Annotated in this window: 16 protein-coding genes; 9 read left to right on the top strand and 7 right to left on the bottom strand. The window is 42.7% G+C overall.

Going from position 1 to position 15224, the window contains the following annotated elements; genetic code table 11:
- Positions 1 to 379: 379 nt before the first annotated feature.
- Positions 380 to 1462 (bottom strand): Xaa-Pro peptidase family protein, encoded by a 1083-nt coding sequence (locus PCY71_RS03565; RefSeq protein ID WP_002923933.1) that lies wholly within the window; start codon positions 1460 to 1462, stop codon positions 380 to 382.
- A 162-nt stretch (positions 1463 to 1624) separates the two neighbouring features.
- Between PCY71_RS03565 and ccpA the strand changes: the two genes are divergently transcribed.
- The 6 genes from ccpA to thrS all read left to right on the top strand — a co-directional run bounded on the left by ccpA (position 1625) and on the right by thrS (position 8464).
- Positions 1625 to 2629 (top strand): catabolite control protein A, encoded by a 1005-nt coding sequence (gene ccpA / locus PCY71_RS03560; protein WP_002894913.1) that lies wholly within the window; start codon positions 1625 to 1627, stop codon positions 2627 to 2629.
- 248 nt (positions 2630 to 2877) lie between these two features.
- Positions 2878 to 3876 carry a glycosyltransferase family 4 protein gene (locus PCY71_RS03555; RefSeq protein WP_002923934.1) on the top strand — a complete coding sequence of 333 codons (999 nt, stop codon included), beginning with the start codon at positions 2878 to 2880 and terminating at the stop codon, positions 3874 to 3876.
- Position 3877: 1 nt separating this feature from the next.
- On the top strand, positions 3878 to 5200 hold the full coding sequence (locus PCY71_RS03550) for a glycosyltransferase family 4 protein (RefSeq protein WP_048774246.1): 1323 nt from the start codon (positions 3878 to 3880) through the stop codon (positions 5198 to 5200).
- 70 nt (positions 5201 to 5270) lie between these two features.
- Positions 5271 to 5753, top strand: a complete 483-nt coding sequence (locus tag PCY71_RS03545; protein ID WP_048774243.1) for a hypothetical protein — start codon at positions 5271 to 5273, stop codon at positions 5751 to 5753.
- A 337-nt stretch (positions 5754 to 6090) separates the two neighbouring features.
- Complete coding sequence (locus PCY71_RS03540) at positions 6091 to 6489, top strand: hypothetical protein (RefSeq protein WP_048774242.1); 399 nt, start codon at positions 6091 to 6093, stop codon at positions 6487 to 6489.
- A gap of 31 nt (positions 6490 to 6520) precedes the next feature.
- Positions 6521 to 8464, top strand: a complete 1944-nt coding sequence (thrS, locus tag PCY71_RS03535; RefSeq protein ID WP_101771587.1) for a threonine--tRNA ligase — start codon at positions 6521 to 6523, stop codon at positions 8462 to 8464.
- A gap of 56 nt (positions 8465 to 8520) precedes the next feature.
- Here the strand turns inward: thrS and PCY71_RS03530 are convergent, their stop codons facing one another.
- Entirely contained in the window at positions 8521 to 8883 is a 363-nt protein-coding gene (locus tag PCY71_RS03530) for a MerR family transcriptional regulator (protein ID WP_101771586.1), read from the bottom strand.
- A gap of 77 nt (positions 8884 to 8960) precedes the next feature.
- Between PCY71_RS03530 and PCY71_RS03525 the strand changes: the two genes are divergently transcribed.
- Positions 8961 to 9338, top strand: coding sequence for a carboxymuconolactone decarboxylase family protein (locus tag PCY71_RS03525; protein ID WP_101771585.1), 378 nt, complete (start codon positions 8961 to 8963; stop codon positions 9336 to 9338).
- Positions 9339 to 9376: 38 nt separating this feature from the next.
- Here PCY71_RS03525 and PCY71_RS03520 read toward each other — a convergent pair whose 3' ends face one another.
- From PCY71_RS03520 to PCY71_RS03500, 5 genes are all read right to left on the bottom strand, one after another.
- On the bottom strand, positions 9377 to 9775 hold the full coding sequence (locus PCY71_RS03520) for a hypothetical protein (RefSeq protein WP_101771584.1): 399 nt from the start codon (positions 9773 to 9775) through the stop codon (positions 9377 to 9379).
- 108 nt (positions 9776 to 9883) lie between these two features.
- Positions 9884 to 10543 carry an amino acid ABC transporter permease gene (locus PCY71_RS03515; RefSeq protein ID WP_002899933.1) on the bottom strand — a complete coding sequence of 220 codons (660 nt, stop codon included), beginning with the start codon at positions 10541 to 10543 and terminating at the stop codon, positions 9884 to 9886.
- A gap of 10 nt (positions 10544 to 10553) precedes the next feature.
- The gene (locus PCY71_RS03510) at positions 10554 to 11234 is read right to left on the bottom strand and encodes an amino acid ABC transporter permease (RefSeq protein ID WP_002897200.1); all 681 of its coding nucleotides are present in this window, start codon (positions 11232 to 11234) and stop codon (positions 10554 to 10556) included.
- 12 nt (positions 11235 to 11246) lie between these two features.
- Complete coding sequence (locus PCY71_RS03505) at positions 11247 to 12059, bottom strand: transporter substrate-binding domain-containing protein (RefSeq protein WP_101771583.1); 813 nt, start codon at positions 12057 to 12059, stop codon at positions 11247 to 11249.
- Positions 12060 to 12073: 14 nt separating this feature from the next.
- Positions 12074 to 12835: an amino acid ABC transporter ATP-binding protein gene (locus PCY71_RS03500; RefSeq protein ID WP_002913381.1), complete on the bottom strand. Its 762-nt coding sequence runs from the start codon at positions 12833 to 12835 to the stop codon at positions 12074 to 12076.
- A gap of 340 nt (positions 12836 to 13175) precedes the next feature.
- On the opposite strand from PCY71_RS03500, the gene yycF reads away from it, so the two are divergent.
- Both yycF and vicK read left to right on the top strand, forming a co-directional pair.
- Entirely contained in the window at positions 13176 to 13877 is a 702-nt protein-coding gene (gene yycF, locus PCY71_RS03495) for a response regulator YycF (RefSeq protein WP_002894937.1), read from the top strand.
- A complete protein-coding gene (gene vicK, locus PCY71_RS03490) occupies positions 13870 to 15219 on the top strand; it encodes a cell wall metabolism sensor histidine kinase VicK (protein WP_002899938.1) in 1350 nt (449 codons plus the stop codon). The genes yycF and vicK overlap by 8 nt, the downstream gene beginning before the upstream one ends.
- Positions 15220 to 15224: the final 5 nt, after the last annotated feature.

Genomic DNA, 15224 nt, shown 5'->3' with positions numbered 1-15224 from the left:
GATTTTCAAGATAAGACTTCTATACAAGTATTTTTCAATAGTGGAGGCTAGTATAAAATATCACGAAAATTCTCAATTTAAGGGAGAGTGTTATGTTGAGTGCTAGCTACTGTGCTTTAGATGATAAAGTTATAACAAGAGATAGAATAACGTCCCTGTTGATCTATTATGTAGTAAAGACTTTGTAATTTGATTAACCAATAACTCGTTAAACTCAGCAATTTGAAATCACTAGGTTTTTTGTAAAAAAATGCTTGACTTTCTTGGGCTATGAAGTCCAGCCTATTTTTGAGTTTATTTACATCGGTTTTGGACGTTAATTAGGGGAATGTATTGTAATTTAAACTAGAAAAGCACCGTTCGGTGCTTTTCTGCTATTCTATTCAAAATACAGCAAGTCCTTGCTAGTCTCGGTGAAGAGTTCAAAACCATTCTTAGTGACATGGCCGCAGTCTTCGATGCGGACACCAACCTTGCCAGGGATGTAGATGCCAGGCTCAACAGAGAAGCACATGCCTTCTTCGATGATCATGTCGTTGCCTTCCGTAATGGATGGGAATTCGTGAACATCCATACCGATGCCGTGGCCAAGACGGTGGTTGAAATACTCACCATAGCCCGCTTTTTCGATGACTTGCCGAGCAGCGCGATCTACTTCATGAGCTGTGACACCTGGCTTGATAAAGTCAAGAGCAGCTTGCTGGGCTTCCAATGTCAGATGGTAGATATCCTTTTTGAACTGGTCAGGCTGGCCAACAGCAACGGTCCGTGTCATATCGCTGGCATAGCCATTAACCATGCAGCCAAGGTCAAAGAGCAGGAGGGCGTTATTTTCGACTTTATTGGCACCGGGAATGCCGTGCGGATTGGCCGCATTATTTCCCGTCAGCACCATGGTTTCAAAGCTCATCTCATAACCTTCTCGCTTGATTGCAAAGTCAATCTGAGCGATGATATCTGTTTCAGTATTGTCCAGTGAGATATTGTCAAAACCGATATTGACAGCCTTGTCAGCATATTGGCCAGCTACCAGCATTTTCTGGATTTCATCGGCAGACTTAATCAGGCGCAAGCGGTTGACGTAAGGTGTCAGGTTGGCAAATTCTGCAGTTTCAAAGACAGTTTTCAATCCATGATATTTGGTCAAAATCAAGTTATCAAACTCAAGAGCAACAGTCTTGAAGGAGTGAGCCGGAAGGGCTGCTTTAATCTTCTGCCAAGGATTTTCCGAGTCCATATAGCCAAGGACTGAAAAGGGAACAGAACCTGAAGCCCGCTCAACTTCTAAAGCTGGCACGAAGAGCAGGGGCTCATGGTCAGGATAGACAAACAAAAACATCTGCCGCTCATGCGGGTCACTGTAGAAACCAGTCAGATAATTGATGGTGACTGGATCAGACAGAACAGCAGCATCTAGCTTCTCATTCTCGAGATAATGGGTGATTTGTTGGATTTTTGTCATGGTCACAACCTTCTTTCTATGCCTCTATTTTGGCAAAAAATGTCAAAAAAAGCAAGACTTTTCAAAAACTTATCAAAATACTTGAAAGTGTTTACAAGAAGTGATAAAATGGTGAATGTAGGAAAGTGAAAACGATATTTTCAATAGAAGAAAGGAAACTATATGAACACAGACGACACAGTAACGATTTATGATGTCGCCCGTGAAGCGGGAGTTTCGATGGCGACAGTCAGTCGAGTAGTGAATGGAAACAAGAACGTCAAAGAAAACACACGTAAAAAAGTTTTAGAGGTCATTGATCGTCTTGACTATCGTCCAAATGCAGTGGCACGTGGACTAGCCAGTAAGAAGACTACAACCGTAGGCGTTGTCATTCCAAATATTACCAATAGCTATTTCTCAACCTTGGCAAAAGGGATTGATGATATTGCCGAAATGTATAAATACAATATTGTCTTGGCTAACAGTGATGAGGACGATGATAAGGAAGTCTCCGTTGTCAATACGCTCTTTTCTAAGCAGGTGGATGGCATTATTTTCATGGGCTATCATCTGACGGAGAAAATTCGCTCAGAGTTTTCACGTTCACGCACACCGGTCGTTTTGGCGGGTACTGTCGATGTGGAGCATCAGCTTCCGAGCGTTAATATTGACTACAAGCAAGCAACGGTTGATGCTGTAGAATTACTGGCTAAGCGCAATAAGAAAATTGCCTTTGTCAGTGGGCCGCTTGTAGATGATATCAACGGGAAAATCCGTCTATCAGGCTATAAAGATGGCTTGAAGAACAAGAAACTTTCTTACAGCGAAGGCTTGGTTTTTGAATCAAAATATTCTTATGATGATGGCTACCACTTGGCAGAGCGTGTTATTGCTTCCAAAGCAACAGCGGCTTTTGTCACAGGAGATGAACTGGCAGCAGGCCTCTTAAATGGTCTATCTGATCAAGGCATCAAGGTTCCAGAAGATTTTGAAATCATTACCAGTGATGATTCGCAAGTAGCTCGTTTCACTCGTCCTAACCTTTCCACAATCGGTCAGCCCCTCTATGACATCGGCGCTATCAGTATGCGCATGCTGACTAAGATTATGCATAAGGAAGAATTGGAAGAACGCGAAGTTCTCCTAGCTCACAGCATTAGCGAGCGTAAATCAACTCGGAAATAAGCGGTGAGCCGCAAGTCTGCTTAGGAACTTCTCTGGACTTGAAAAGTGAGTGAAGAGACTAGGTCAATGACTGCTTTAATGGAGTTTCATGATTATGAAGTGAGGCTGAGGTGTAGTACCTCAGCTTTTTTGTGTTTCCGTTTAGCTAGGGGGTACTTTTCTAAGTCTTATCAGGCTTTGGATGGATTTTTTACCTCATTTGCCCTTGTGGTTTTCCTTTTTATTTGATTTTCGGTATAATAGGAAGTATGAAAGTATTACTGTACCTTGAAGGAAAGTCCGTTTTGGAGAAATCAGGAATCGGCCGAGCCCTCCAGCACCAGATGCACGCCTTGGATTTGGCTGGGATTCCTTATACGACGGACGTTTTAGGAGATTATGATGTGGTCCACATCAATACCTATGGTCCCCGTAGCTTGCTTCTTCTGCATGCTGCCAAGAGGGGCAATAAAAAAGTGATTATGCATGGGCATTCGACCAAGGAGGACTTTGAAAATTCCTTTATTGGATCCAATCTCTTTGCTCCGCTTTTTGGTAAATATCTGACTCACATGTATAAAAAGGCGGATTTCATTATCACGCCATCGGAGTATTCCAAGCAGCTTATCCAGTCTTATGGGGTCACTACGCCTATGGTGGCTGTGTCAAACGGTATTGACCTGCCTAAGTATAAGAAAGATGCTCGCAAGGAAGAAGTTTTTAAAAAGTATTTTAAGATTGAAGAAGGACAGAAGGTGGTCGTCTGTGCTGGACTTTATTTCCGCCGCAAGGGGATTGAGGATTTTGTAGAGGTTGCCCGCAGGATGCCTGATGTGCGCTTCATTTGGCTGGGCTCTATCAATCTCTGGTTGATTCCGCGCAAGATCCGCCATCTGGTCCTCTTTGACCATCCTGATAATGTCGAATTTCCTGGCTATTTTAAGGGAGCGGTTTTCCAGGGAGCCATGTCTGGAGCAGATGCCTTCTTTTTCCCGTCCTATGAGGAAACTGAAGGAATTGTTGTCCTGGAAGCCTTGGCCAGTGAGCAGAATGTTGTGTTGCGCGATATTCCAGTTTATCATGGCTGGGTGGATGAGCGTTCAGCCGAGCTCTGTCATAACGTAGACGAGTTTGTCCAGTCTCTGAGAAATATCTTAGATAAAAAGGTGGACAAGCGCGAAGCAGGCTATCAGGTGGCTAAAAGCCGGTCTATTGACGATGTTGCAGATCAGTTAGTCAAGGCTTATCAAACAGTTTTGGAGATGTAAGATGCGTATTGGTCTTTTTACAGATACCTATTTTCCTCAGGTCTCTGGGGTTGCTACCAGTATTCGGACTTTGAAGACGGAGCTGGAAAAATTAGGTCATGCGGTATTTATTTTTACGACGACGGACAAGGATGTCAATCGTTATGAGGATTGGCAAATTATTCGGATTCCCAGCGTACCTTTCTTTGCCTTTAAGGACCGAAGAGTGGCTTACCGAGGCTTTTCTCATGCCTTAGAAATTGCTCGTCAGTACCAGCTGGATATTATCCATACCCAGACTGAGTTTTCACTAGGTCTGCTGGGGATTTGGATTGCCAAAGAGCTGCGGATTCCGGTAGTACATACCTATCATACCCAGTATGAAGATTATGTGCACTATATTGCCAAGGGGATGGTCATCCGTCCTAGCATGGTTAAGTACATTGTCCGTGGCTTCATGAGTGATTTGGATGGGGTTATCTGCCCTAGCGAGATTGTTTATGACCTTTTGGTTAATTATAAAATTGAGGCAGAAAAACGGGTGATTCCGACAGGGATTGAGCTGGCGAAGTTTGAGCGGCCAGAAATTTCGCGTGAGGATATCAAGAAGCTGCGTTTCAAGCTAGGTCTTGCTGAAGATGAGATTATGTTGCTCAGTCTGTCCCGTATTTCCTACGAAAAGAATATCCAGGCTATCGTTGAGGCGATGCCTGCCGTCCTTGAAGAAAATGACAAAGTCAAGCTAGTCATTGTCGGCGACGGTCCTTATGCGGACGACTTGAAAGAACTGGTTGCCAAGCTTCAGATTGAAGAAGCTGTCATCTTTACGGGGATGATTGCTCCTAGTGATACGGCCCTTTACTATAAAGCTGCGGATTTCTTTATCTCTGCCTCAACCAGTGAGACTCAAGGTCTGACTTATCTGGAAAGCTTAGCCAGCGGCACGCCGATTATTGCCCATGGAAATCCTTATCTGGATAATGTTATCAGTGACAAGATTTTTGGGACCCTTTATTACCAAGAGCGCGATTTATCAGGCGCTATTTTAGAGGCGATTATTGCGACGCCTGACATGGATGAGCAGAAGCTAGCAGACAAGCTCTACGAGATTTCAGCAGAGAACTTTGGTCGCAGAGTCTATGAGTTTTATCTAGATTTGACTATTTCCAAGGACTTCCATAACGAGCTCAGTCCAGAGGAAAGTGCTGCCAAGCGTCTGGCCAAGACAGTGGCCTATCTGCCCAGTAAGGTTATTTCTCTTCCCATCAACGGTTCTGTTCGTATCATCAAAGCTTCTAGTAAACAAGTGAAAAAAATCAGGAAAATTACTAAATTTTTGGAATAGAAATAATCCTTGCCTAGCAGCATGTGATGTTAGTAGGCAAGGATTTCTTTAGAAGTAGAGGAGAAATCTTATGAAAAAATATCTCAAACAGTTGCCGTGGCTGCTTTTGTTCTATGGCATTGTCATTGGTTCTGGCTTGATTTGGGAACAAATTTGGCAATATTTTATAAATAATACAGAGAGTATGGGAAGGGATTTGAGCTGGCTTTCTAATCTTAATTTATTTTATTATGCTTTGTTGCTTCCTTTGTTTGGTGCAGTGATTGTTTATATAAATACTCGGATGCAAGGCTTTTCACTGCCCTTTCTTTTTTTGGTTCCAGGGGTTCAGTATTATTACCTATTCAAAAATTTTTTTGACGGACTTTTTTACTCAGGAGACGAGATTTATAATCCAATCACTGCCACGCTTTATAATGCTAGGGATATTCATGTCTTGTTATTTCTTTCTTTGGGAGGAATGCTGTTGGCAGAGCAACACTGTAAAAAACGTCAAGCAGCTATCTTGAGTCAAGAGACTCTCAATCGTTTTTCTGGTTTTGATGGTCAATAGCTCTTGCAAATTTCTCCAATCGTGCTATAATGTTTTCTAGAGACATATCACCTGCAGGAAATCTTGTAGAGAGCGCGTGGAGCTGGGAATCGCGTAGAGGATGCAGTTGGGACTACTCTATCAGCTTTTATGCAAACATAAAACGGTGGCTACGTTAGAGCCGATTCGAGGTGCAAGTCTTTTGACTTGCATAAATGAAGGTGGAACCACGTTGCGACGTCCTTTTGAGGATGTCGTTTTTTGTTTTCATTTTTCTTTTCTTGCTTTTTGAGTGGCGAGAGATGGCTTTTCCTTTGCTACAATATTATAAAAAATAAAATGAATAAAGGAGATCTGTATGGGATTCAAATTCGAAGAAATTAAGGCTTATTTAATGAAACATGGCTTAGATTCTAGCATAGCTGAGTCGCTGCATGCAGTCTATGGAACTCAGCGTTTGGGAGGCACTGCAAATGCCTACTTTTTAATTGTTTTTACTGAGACAGGAATCTACATCATTTCTATTACCCCTATGGGGAAATTAGGAGATATTGTAGGAGAATTTTCAGCAGAAGATATCCAAGCATATCAATTTAAGAAGCGCTTGTTCATGGGATATAAACTTAAGTTTTCGATGAATGATAAACAGAGTTTTGAATTTAATGTTAATAAGGTAATGATTGGTGCAGGCTGGCATAAAACTGAGCTACAAGAAATCCTAGAAATCAACTATTACAATAAAAGAATAGATTCTTAAAATATTTGGATGATAGATAAGGAGAAAACTCATGATTAAGATTACTTTCCCAGATGGCGCTGTTCGTGAATTCGAATCTGGCGTGTCAACTTTTGAAATTGCTCAATCTATCAGCAATTCCCTAGCTAAAAAAGCCTTGGCTGGTAAATTCAACGGCAAATTGATTGATACAACTCGTGCCATCACTGAAGATGGTGCTATTGAAATCGTGACACCTGACCACGAAGATGCTTTAGATATCTTGCGTCACTCTGCAGCCCACTTGTTTGCGCAAGCAGCTCGTCGTCTTTTCCCAGATATTCACTTGGGCGTTGGCCCTGCCATTCAGGATGGTTTCTACTACGATACAGATAATGAAGCTGGGCAAATTTCAAATGAAGACCTGCCTCGTATTGAAGAAGAAATGAAGAAAATCGTCAAAGAAAACTTCCCATCCATCCGTGAGGAAGTGACCAAGGATGAGGCGCGTGAAATTTTCAAAAACGATCCTTACAAGTTGGAATTGATTGAAGAGCACTCAGAAGATGAGGGCGGTTTGACCATCTACCGTCAAGGCGAATATGTGGATCTCTGCCGTGGGCCTCACGTTCCATCCACAGGTCGAATCCAAATCTTCCATCTCTTGAACGTGGCTGGAGCATACTGGCGCGGGAACAGCGACAATGCTATGATGCAGCGGGTCTATGGTACTGCTTGGTTTGACAAGAAAGACCTGAAGAAATATCTGCAAATGCGGGAGGAAGCCAAAGAACGTGACCATCGTAAGTTAGGGAAAGAGCTGGATCTCTTCATGATTTCTCAAGAAGTTGGTCAAGGTTTGCCATTCTGGCTGCCAAATGGTGCGACGGTCCGTCGCGAGTTGGAGCGCTACATAGTTGACAAAGAGTTGGCTTCTGGCTACCAACACGTCTACACTCCGCCTTTGGCTTCTGTGGAGCTTTATAAGACTTCTGGCCACTGGGAGCACTACCAAGAGGATATGTTCCCAACCATGGATATGGGTGATGGAGAAGAGTTTGTTTTGCGTCCGATGAACTGCCCTCACCACATCCAGGTCTACAAACACCATGTTCACTCTTACCGTGAGCTGCCAATCCGTATTGCTGAGATTGGCATGATGCACCGTTACGAAAAATCTGGTGCCCTGACTGGTCTTCAACGTGTACGTGAAATGTCCTTGAATGATGGTCACCTCTTTGTAACGCCAGAGCAGATTCAAGAAGAATTCCAGCGTGCGCTGCAGTTGATTATCGATGTTTATGCTGACTTCAACTTGACAGAATATCGTTTCCGCTTGTCTCTTCGTGACCCTCAGGATACGCATAAGTATTTTGATAACGATGAGATGTGGGAAAATGCCCAAACCATGCTGCGAGCAGCCTTGGACGAAATGGACGTGGACTACTTTGAGGCAGAAGGAGAAGCAGCCTTCTACGGCCCTAAACTTGATATCCAGGTTAAAACAGCCCTAGGAAATGAAGAAACCCTGTCAACTATCCAGCTGGACTTCCTCTTGCCAGAGCGTTTTGACCTCAAGTATGTCGGAGCTGACGGTGAAGAGCATCGCCCAGTTATGATTCACCGTGGGGTTATCTCAACCATGGAGCGCTTCACAGCTATCTTGATTGAAAATTACAAGGGTGCCTTCCCTACTTGGCTGGCTCCGCATCAAGTGACTTTGATTCCAGTTTCTAACGAAGCCCATATTGACTATGCTTGGCAAGTGGCTAAAAAGCTGCGCGACAAGGGGGTTCGTGCTGATGTGGATGAGCGCAATGAAAAGATGCAGTACAAGATTCGTGCCTCACAAACTAGCAAGATTCCTTATCAGCTCATCGTTGGTGACAAGGAAGTTGAAGACGGTACTGTTAATGTCCGCCGCTACGGTCAAAAAGAAACACATACAATACCAGTAGACGAATTTGTAGAGCAAATCTTAGCAGACATTGCCAACAAATCACGCCTTGAAAAGTAGAACTCATTAGAAAACAATAAAACCCGAGCAATTAGCTCGGGTTTCGTTTATAGGCTCTATTTAGGAAGATTCCTGATTTCTGCTTGATACCATTCAATTTTATTATCTAATTTTTTTAGTGACATTTGCCAATTTTTAATTTGTTCTTGAACAAAACTGCGGTGCTTCTGCAGCATTTCTAAGCGTTCTTTCAGGCTGCCATCACCTTGGTAGCGTAAGTCAGCATATCTCTGAATATCTTGCAAATGCATACCCGTATCTTTTAAACGCTGAATAAACTGAACCCAGGCAAGATCATTCTCGTCGTAGGAACGCTGACCGCTTTGATCTCTATCAACTTTAATCAATCCTCGTTTCTCATAATATCGGAGCGTATACGTTGATAAATTAACTTTTTGGGCAAATAGACCGATTTTCATAAAAAAACTCCTTTGATTTCTTGACTTAGAGTATGGTCTAAGATTTATAATGACATTGTAATCGTTTAAGGAGGTAAATGCAAATGAAAAATAAGCGATTTGAACGTGGATTGGAAAGACTCAATCAGATTGATGGTGAGGGCGGTGAGAAGGTCATTTCCTCTCTGAAAGAAATAGCTCCAGATCTAGGAGACTATATTGTAGAATTTGCTTTTGGTGATATCTACAATCGGGAGGGACTGAATCTACAGGAGCGAGAAATCGTCACTCTTGCTAGCCTTTTGACACAGGGAGGTTGTGAAGCACAGCTGGAAGTACATATTCAAGCGGCTTTAAATGTTGGCTTAACCCCCGAAAAAATTATAGAATGCTTTTTGCAGTGCATCCCTTATGTTGGATTTCCTAGAGTACTAAATGCTGTTTTTCTAGCTGAGAAACTATTTAAAAAAGAATAATAAAAAAGCCACTGACTACATCAGTGGTCTTTCTAGTTTTAATTCAAGTATTTATCCACATAATCATCAAAATCAGGATACTCATTTCGGTTCATGGCATAGAGCATTTCCCCATAGAGAGGGTCGCTAGACGGGTCATCAGGTTCTAGAAGAGTAGCTATTTTCATATCATCATCTGGGAAAAGGATGGTGTAGTGATAGGTATCGCTGACAGTGATACTGTAATATTTGGTGTTATCTTGATAGCCTGACTTATCTATCTTATAGTAAAATTCTTTATCACCTAGCTTGCCGGTCTTGTCATTGAAGACAATGTCAATGTCCTCTCCATTTGCTTTCTGAGCCTTCCATTTTCCTTGAAAGCTAGCGTAATGACCACAAGCGCTGAGAAAGATTAGTGTTAAGAAAGTGGTGAAAAGCAATGTCAGTTTTTTCATATCGTTCTCCTTGTCTATCCTTTGATATTATTCTACCACAAATGTTAAAAATAAAAAAGTTGAGTTGGTAAACTCAACTTTTGCACAGTAGGTCTGTATCTGAGCTACTTATTCTGCAGCTTGAGCCCAGCGTTGGGATAGCTTGCGCGAGAAGCTGGAAATGGCGAAGTTAATCAGGAAATAGATGGCTGCTACTAGTAGGTAGAGAGCGAAGACTTGTTCAGCTTCAAAATAGCGTCCCATCAGAATTTGAGCAGAACCAAAAAGTTCTTGGAGCGCAATAACAGAATAGAGCAGGCTGGTATCCTTAATCACTGTGACAAACTGAGAAATGATGGCTGGCAGCATTTTCCGAATAGCCTGAGGTAGAATGATATAACGCAGAATCTGAAACTGAGTAAATCCTTGAGATAAGCCAGCTTCAGTCTGACCTGGGTCAATGGCATTGAGACCGCCCCGGATAATTTCTGCCAAAGCAGCAGAAGTAAAGACAGTGAAGCTGATGATACCGGCTGGCGTTGACTTAATCTGAAAGACTAAAAAGATAGTGAAAATCCAGAGTAGATTGGGTACATTACGGACAAATTCGATATAAATGCTGGCAATCAGTTTGAGCAGTTTATTTTTTCCATTTCGCATGACGGCTAGAATAGTTCCAAAAATCGTGGATAGGACAATGGAAATGAAAGAAATTTGCAGAGTCAGCCAGAGCCCCTTAAGGATAAAGAGGAGGTTGGTTGCGGTTAAGACTTTTAAAATATTTTCCATAGAGACCTCCTTAGATACTGTAAGCTTGTTTATTGGCCTCCTCTACCCTACGTCCCCAGCTAGCGATTGGGAAGCAAAGGAGGAAGTAGAGCAAAGCTGCTCCAGCAAAGGCTGGGATGTAGTTGGAGTTCAGAGCAGACCAGGACTTGGTCACGAACATCAGATCCATACCAGAGATAATAGCGACGGTAGAAGTGTTTTTTATCAGATTGACAACCTGATTGATTAACGGTGGCAGGATAATCCGAAAAGCTTGGGGCAGGATGATGTATCGCATGGTTTCTACATAGGTAAAGCCCTGAGAGAGTGCAGCTTCGGTCTGTCCGCGAGGAATAGACTGGATACCTGAGCGGATAACTTCGGCGATATAAGCACCGTGGTATAATCCTACACAGAGGACCGCAGTCCAATAGATTGAGGGCATGATGGTGTAATTGCTGACTAGCGGAAGACCGTAAAAGACAATTACAAATTGCACTAAGAGTGGTGTATTCTGGTAAAACTCAACGAAAACACGAGCTAGGCCACGTAGAACTTTATGCTTACCTGTGCTGATAGCTCCGAAGAAAATCCCTAGTAAAAGAGCCAAGGCCAGAGCACCGATAGAAATAGCTAAGGTAAAGAGGAATCCTTGGAAAAACTTGCCAAAGTCCGCAAAGTAGGCCTGCCAAGAAGAAATACTAAAACTCATGGGGTTTCCTTTCTAATCATCTGTTGAAGTAGATGGTTTTAAATCATATTTGTCATAAAGTTTCTGCAGACTGCCGTTTTCCTTCCATTTAGAGATTAGGCCATCTACATAGTCATTCAATTGAGTATTGGATTTTTTTGTTACCACACCATAATCGGCTTTTTTGAAGCTGTAATCCAGAATGTTTGACTTGGAACTTACATAGCCGGTCAGGATGGACTTGTCAACAGAAATGGCATCAATACGATGAGCCCTTAAGGAAACAGCAAGTTCAGGGTAGGAGCCTAACTCCACATATTTGAAGTTGAGCTTTTTCTCTTGGGCGATTTCTTCCAGCAAGGTTTGAGTGATAGAGCCTTGAACGACGCCGATAGTCTTGTTATTCAAGTCCTTGACATCTGTAATTTTGCTGGATTTATTAACTAGAAAACCAGAAGCATCTGTGTAGTAAGGGGTTGTGAAATTATAGATTTCCTTACGCTCATCTGTGATGGTAAAGGTCGCAATGACCATGTCAACTTGCCCATTGTCCAGAAGGGGTCCGCGTGTTTGTGCGGTAACTGGGACGTAGTTGATTTTGACGCCTAGTTCCTTAGCAATTTTCTTTGCAATATCGATTTCTAAGCCGCTGTAAGTATTGCTATCAGGATTGAGGTAACCAAAGTTAGGTACATCCTGTTTGACACCGACATTGAGGACACCGCGTTTCTGGATAGCCTTGACCTGTTGGCTGGTACTGGAATCGGCTTGTGCAGGAACAGCGTTAATAAAGCCTAGAGTCAGAAGGAGTAAGAGTAGGCTGATGAGTATTTTTTGTAATTTCATAGGTCTTCTCCTTTTTAAGAAAGCACGTTATCACTCTCATGGTTGATAATTTTACTGAGAAACTGCTTAGCGCGGGGTTCGGTAGGATTGTCAAAGAAAGCATCTACATCAGTAGTATCCACTAACACTTCACCATCTGCCATGAAGATAATGCGGTCAGCTACCTCACGGGCAAAGCCCATTTCGTGTGTAACCACAATCATGTTCATGCCGTCTTTGGCTAATTTTTGCATAACGGCCAGAACATCCCCGATTGTTTCAGGGTCCAGGGCAGAAGTCGGTTCATCAAAGAGCAGGAGCTCAGGATGCATAGCTAAACCGCGGGCAATGGCAATCCTTTGCTTTTGTCCACCGGACAGCATACCTGGGTAAGAGTCTTTCTTGTCCCACATGTTGACAAATTCTAGATATTTTTGAGCGATTTTTTTAGCTTCTTGTTTATCCATTCCTAGAACTTTAATAGGCGCCAAAGTGACATTTTCTAACACCGTTTTGTGGGGGTAAAGATTAAAATGTTGAAAGACCATTCCGACTTCTTTACGTAAGTTGACCAAATCTTTGGCAGCAGTGTTCGCGACCTCATGGCCATTGACGATCAAGCTTCCCTGGTCAATGCCTTCTAAAGCGTTGATTGTACGGATAAGAGTAGATTTTCCTGAGCCGGATGGTCCCAGCAGTACAACCACTTGCCCTTTTTCAAAACTGAGATTGATATTGCGCAGAGCATGGTAGTCTCCGTAATACTTTTCGACATTTTTAAATTCAACTAAAGCCATATCTTTCTCCTTTGTGTTAGATAATATGACATAGATTTTACCATAGAATAAATAAACTGTCAAATTGAATAAAAATGACTATTTTTATTCTGAGAAAAATTTTTTTGGATGAGAATTGTCCATTTTCTACAAATGTGGAATAAAAATGGCTTGAATTAGTGTTTTTTAAGAAAACTTTGGTATAATAAGACTATATAAATAAATAAAATTGGATTGGGAGTCTAGCTAGACAAACTAGATTGCCTTTTGCACGTTTTGATGCAGGACGACTTAGCTGACTATGTCACAACTTTTCTATCATGGAGTTGATTCAATCCCAATCTTATGTTAAGGTGAACATATGAAGAAAATATTAGTTGTAGATGATGAGAAACCAATCTCAGATATTATTAAGTTTAATATGGCCAAAGAAGGCTATGAGGTTTTGACTGCTTTTGATGGTAAGGAAGCCTTGGAAATGTTTGAAGCAGAACAGCCAGATATCTTGATTTTGGACTTGATGCTGCCAGAAGTGGACGGACTGGAAGTGGCTCGGACTATTCGGAAGACCAGCAATGTACCGATTATTGTATTGTCTGCTAAAGACAGTGAGTTTGACAAGGTTATCGGCCTTGAAATCGGTGCAGATGACTATGTGACCAAGCCTTTCTCAAATCGTGAGCTGCAGGCGCGTGTCAAGGCACTTCTTCGTCGGGCAGACCTTGTTGTGGAAAACCAAGTAGAAGAAAGTGGCCCCAACGAGCTGACCATTGGGGAACTGCAGATTTTGCCAGATGCTTTTGTTGCTAAGAAGCATGGCAAGGAACTGGAGCTGACCCACCGTGAGTTTGAGTTGCTTCACCATTTGGCGACACATATTGGCCAGGTAATGACACGTGAGCATTTACTGGAAACAGTATGGGGCTATGACTATTTTGGCGATGTCCGTACAGTGGATGTGACGATCCGCCGCCTGCGTGAAAAGATCGAAGATACGCCAAGCCGGCCTGAGTATATCTTGACTCGCCGCGGAGTTGGCTATTATATGAGAAATAATGATTGAAGCAATTAAACAATTTGTGATTTCAGCGGATTTCGTCTTTGCAATCATTATTATTGGCTTCATTGTAGTTGTTGCCTTGCTTTTATTGGAAAATCGCCGTGATAACCAAAAGCTTGTACAGCTTAATCAAAAGGTTAAAGATTTGATTGCAGGTGACTATTCTGAAGTGCTGGACATGCAAGGGAGTCCAGAAATCACAGATATGACCAACAGTATCAATGATCTTTCAGAGGTCATTCGACTGACACATGAAAACCTTGAGCAAGAAACTAAACGCCTTTCCAGTATCCTGTCCTATATGACAGATGGCGTGCTTGCGACCAACCGCCGGGGGCAGATTATCACTATCAACGATATGGCAACCAAGCAGTTGGGAGTTAAGAGAGATGAGGTCCAAAATATGAGTATTTTGGATCTGCTTTCGATTTCAGACGAGTATGATTTGCGTGACCTGATTACCAATGTTCCTGAGCTGACGATTGACTCTCAGGATGAAAATGGTGAGTACTTGAGCTTGCGGGTTCGCTTTGCCTTGGTACGGCGGGAGTCGGGCTTCATTTCTGGTTTAGTAGCTGTCTTGCATGATACGACAGAGCAGGACAAGGAAGAGCGGGAGCGTCGCCTCTTTGTCTCCAACGTCAGCCATGAGTTGCGGACTCCGCTGACCAGTGTTAAGTCCTATCTGGAAGCCCTGGATGAGGGAGCCTTGTCTGAGCCAGTAGCGCCGGACTTTGTCAAGGTATCGCTCAATGAAACCAACCGCATGATGCGGATGGTGACGGACTTGCTTAGTCTGTCCCGTATTGACAACGAGACCAGTCATCTGGAAGTGGAGCTGACGAATTTTACAGCCTTCATCACCTTTATCCTCAATCGCTTTGACAAGATAAAAAATCAAGACGAGACCAAGAAATACGAGATTATCCGTGATTATCCGATAACACCGATTTGGGTGGAGATTGATACAGATAAGCTGACCCAGGTCATTGATAATATCATGAACAATGCCATCAAGTATTCGCCAGATGGTGGAACCATTACTGTTTCCATCAAGACAACAGATGAGCAGTTGATTCTCTCGATTGCGGATGAAGGTCTGGGAATTCCCAAGCAGGACCTGCCTAAGATTTTTGACCGCTTTTATCGAGTGGACAAGGCACGTAGCCGTGCTCAGGGCGGAACGGGTCTAGGACTGGCTATTGCCAAGGAAATTATCAAGCAGCATCAGGGCTTTATCTGGGCTAAGAGTGAGTATGGTGTGGGCTCGACCTTTACCATTGTTTTGCCTTATGAGAATGATGGTGTCCGGGATGACGACTGGGATAATGAAGATGATATATAGAAAGT

It is taken from the genome of Streptococcus sp. SN3 (genome assembly GCF_030439905.1).
The sequence above is the reverse complement of the archived record's forward strand: the minus strand, read 5'-3'. Positions and strand labels throughout refer to the sequence as shown.

Coding starts and splice junctions, on each gene's coding strand:
- PCY71_RS03565 (WP_002923933.1), bottom strand. CDS start 1,462: ATGACAAAAATCCAACAAATCACCCATTATCTCGAGAATGAGAAGCTA.
- ccpA (WP_002894913.1), top strand. CDS start 1,625: ATGAACACAGACGACACAGTAACGATTTATGATGTCGCCCGTGAAGCG.
- PCY71_RS03555 (WP_002923934.1), top strand. CDS start 2,878: ATGAAAGTATTACTGTACCTTGAAGGAAAGTCCGTTTTGGAGAAATCA.
- PCY71_RS03550 (WP_048774246.1), top strand. CDS start 3,878: ATGCGTATTGGTCTTTTTACAGATACCTATTTTCCTCAGGTCTCTGGG.
- PCY71_RS03545 (WP_048774243.1), top strand. CDS start 5,271: ATGAAAAAATATCTCAAACAGTTGCCGTGGCTGCTTTTGTTCTATGGC.
- PCY71_RS03540 (WP_048774242.1), top strand. CDS start 6,091: ATGGGATTCAAATTCGAAGAAATTAAGGCTTATTTAATGAAACATGGC.
- thrS (WP_101771587.1), top strand. CDS start 6,521: ATGATTAAGATTACTTTCCCAGATGGCGCTGTTCGTGAATTCGAATCT.
- PCY71_RS03530 (WP_101771586.1), bottom strand. CDS start 8,883: ATGAAAATCGGTCTATTTGCCCAAAAAGTTAATTTATCAACGTATACG.
- PCY71_RS03525 (WP_101771585.1), top strand. CDS start 8,961: ATGCAAATGAAAAATAAGCGATTTGAACGTGGATTGGAAAGACTCAAT.
- PCY71_RS03520 (WP_101771584.1), bottom strand. CDS start 9,775: ATGAAAAAACTGACATTGCTTTTCACCACTTTCTTAACACTAATCTTT.
- PCY71_RS03515 (WP_002899933.1), bottom strand. CDS start 10,543: ATGGAAAATATTTTAAAAGTCTTAACCGCAACCAACCTCCTCTTTATC.
- PCY71_RS03510 (WP_002897200.1), bottom strand. CDS start 11,234: ATGAGTTTTAGTATTTCTTCTTGGCAGGCCTACTTTGCGGACTTTGGC.
- PCY71_RS03505 (WP_101771583.1), bottom strand. CDS start 12,059: ATGAAATTACAAAAAATACTCATCAGCCTACTCTTACTCCTTCTGACT.
- PCY71_RS03500 (WP_002913381.1), bottom strand. CDS start 12,835: ATGGCTTTAGTTGAATTTAAAAATGTCGAAAAGTATTACGGAGACTAC.
- yycF (WP_002894937.1), top strand. CDS start 13,176: ATGAAGAAAATATTAGTTGTAGATGATGAGAAACCAATCTCAGATATT.
- vicK (WP_002899938.1), top strand. CDS start 13,870: ATGATTGAAGCAATTAAACAATTTGTGATTTCAGCGGATTTCGTCTTT.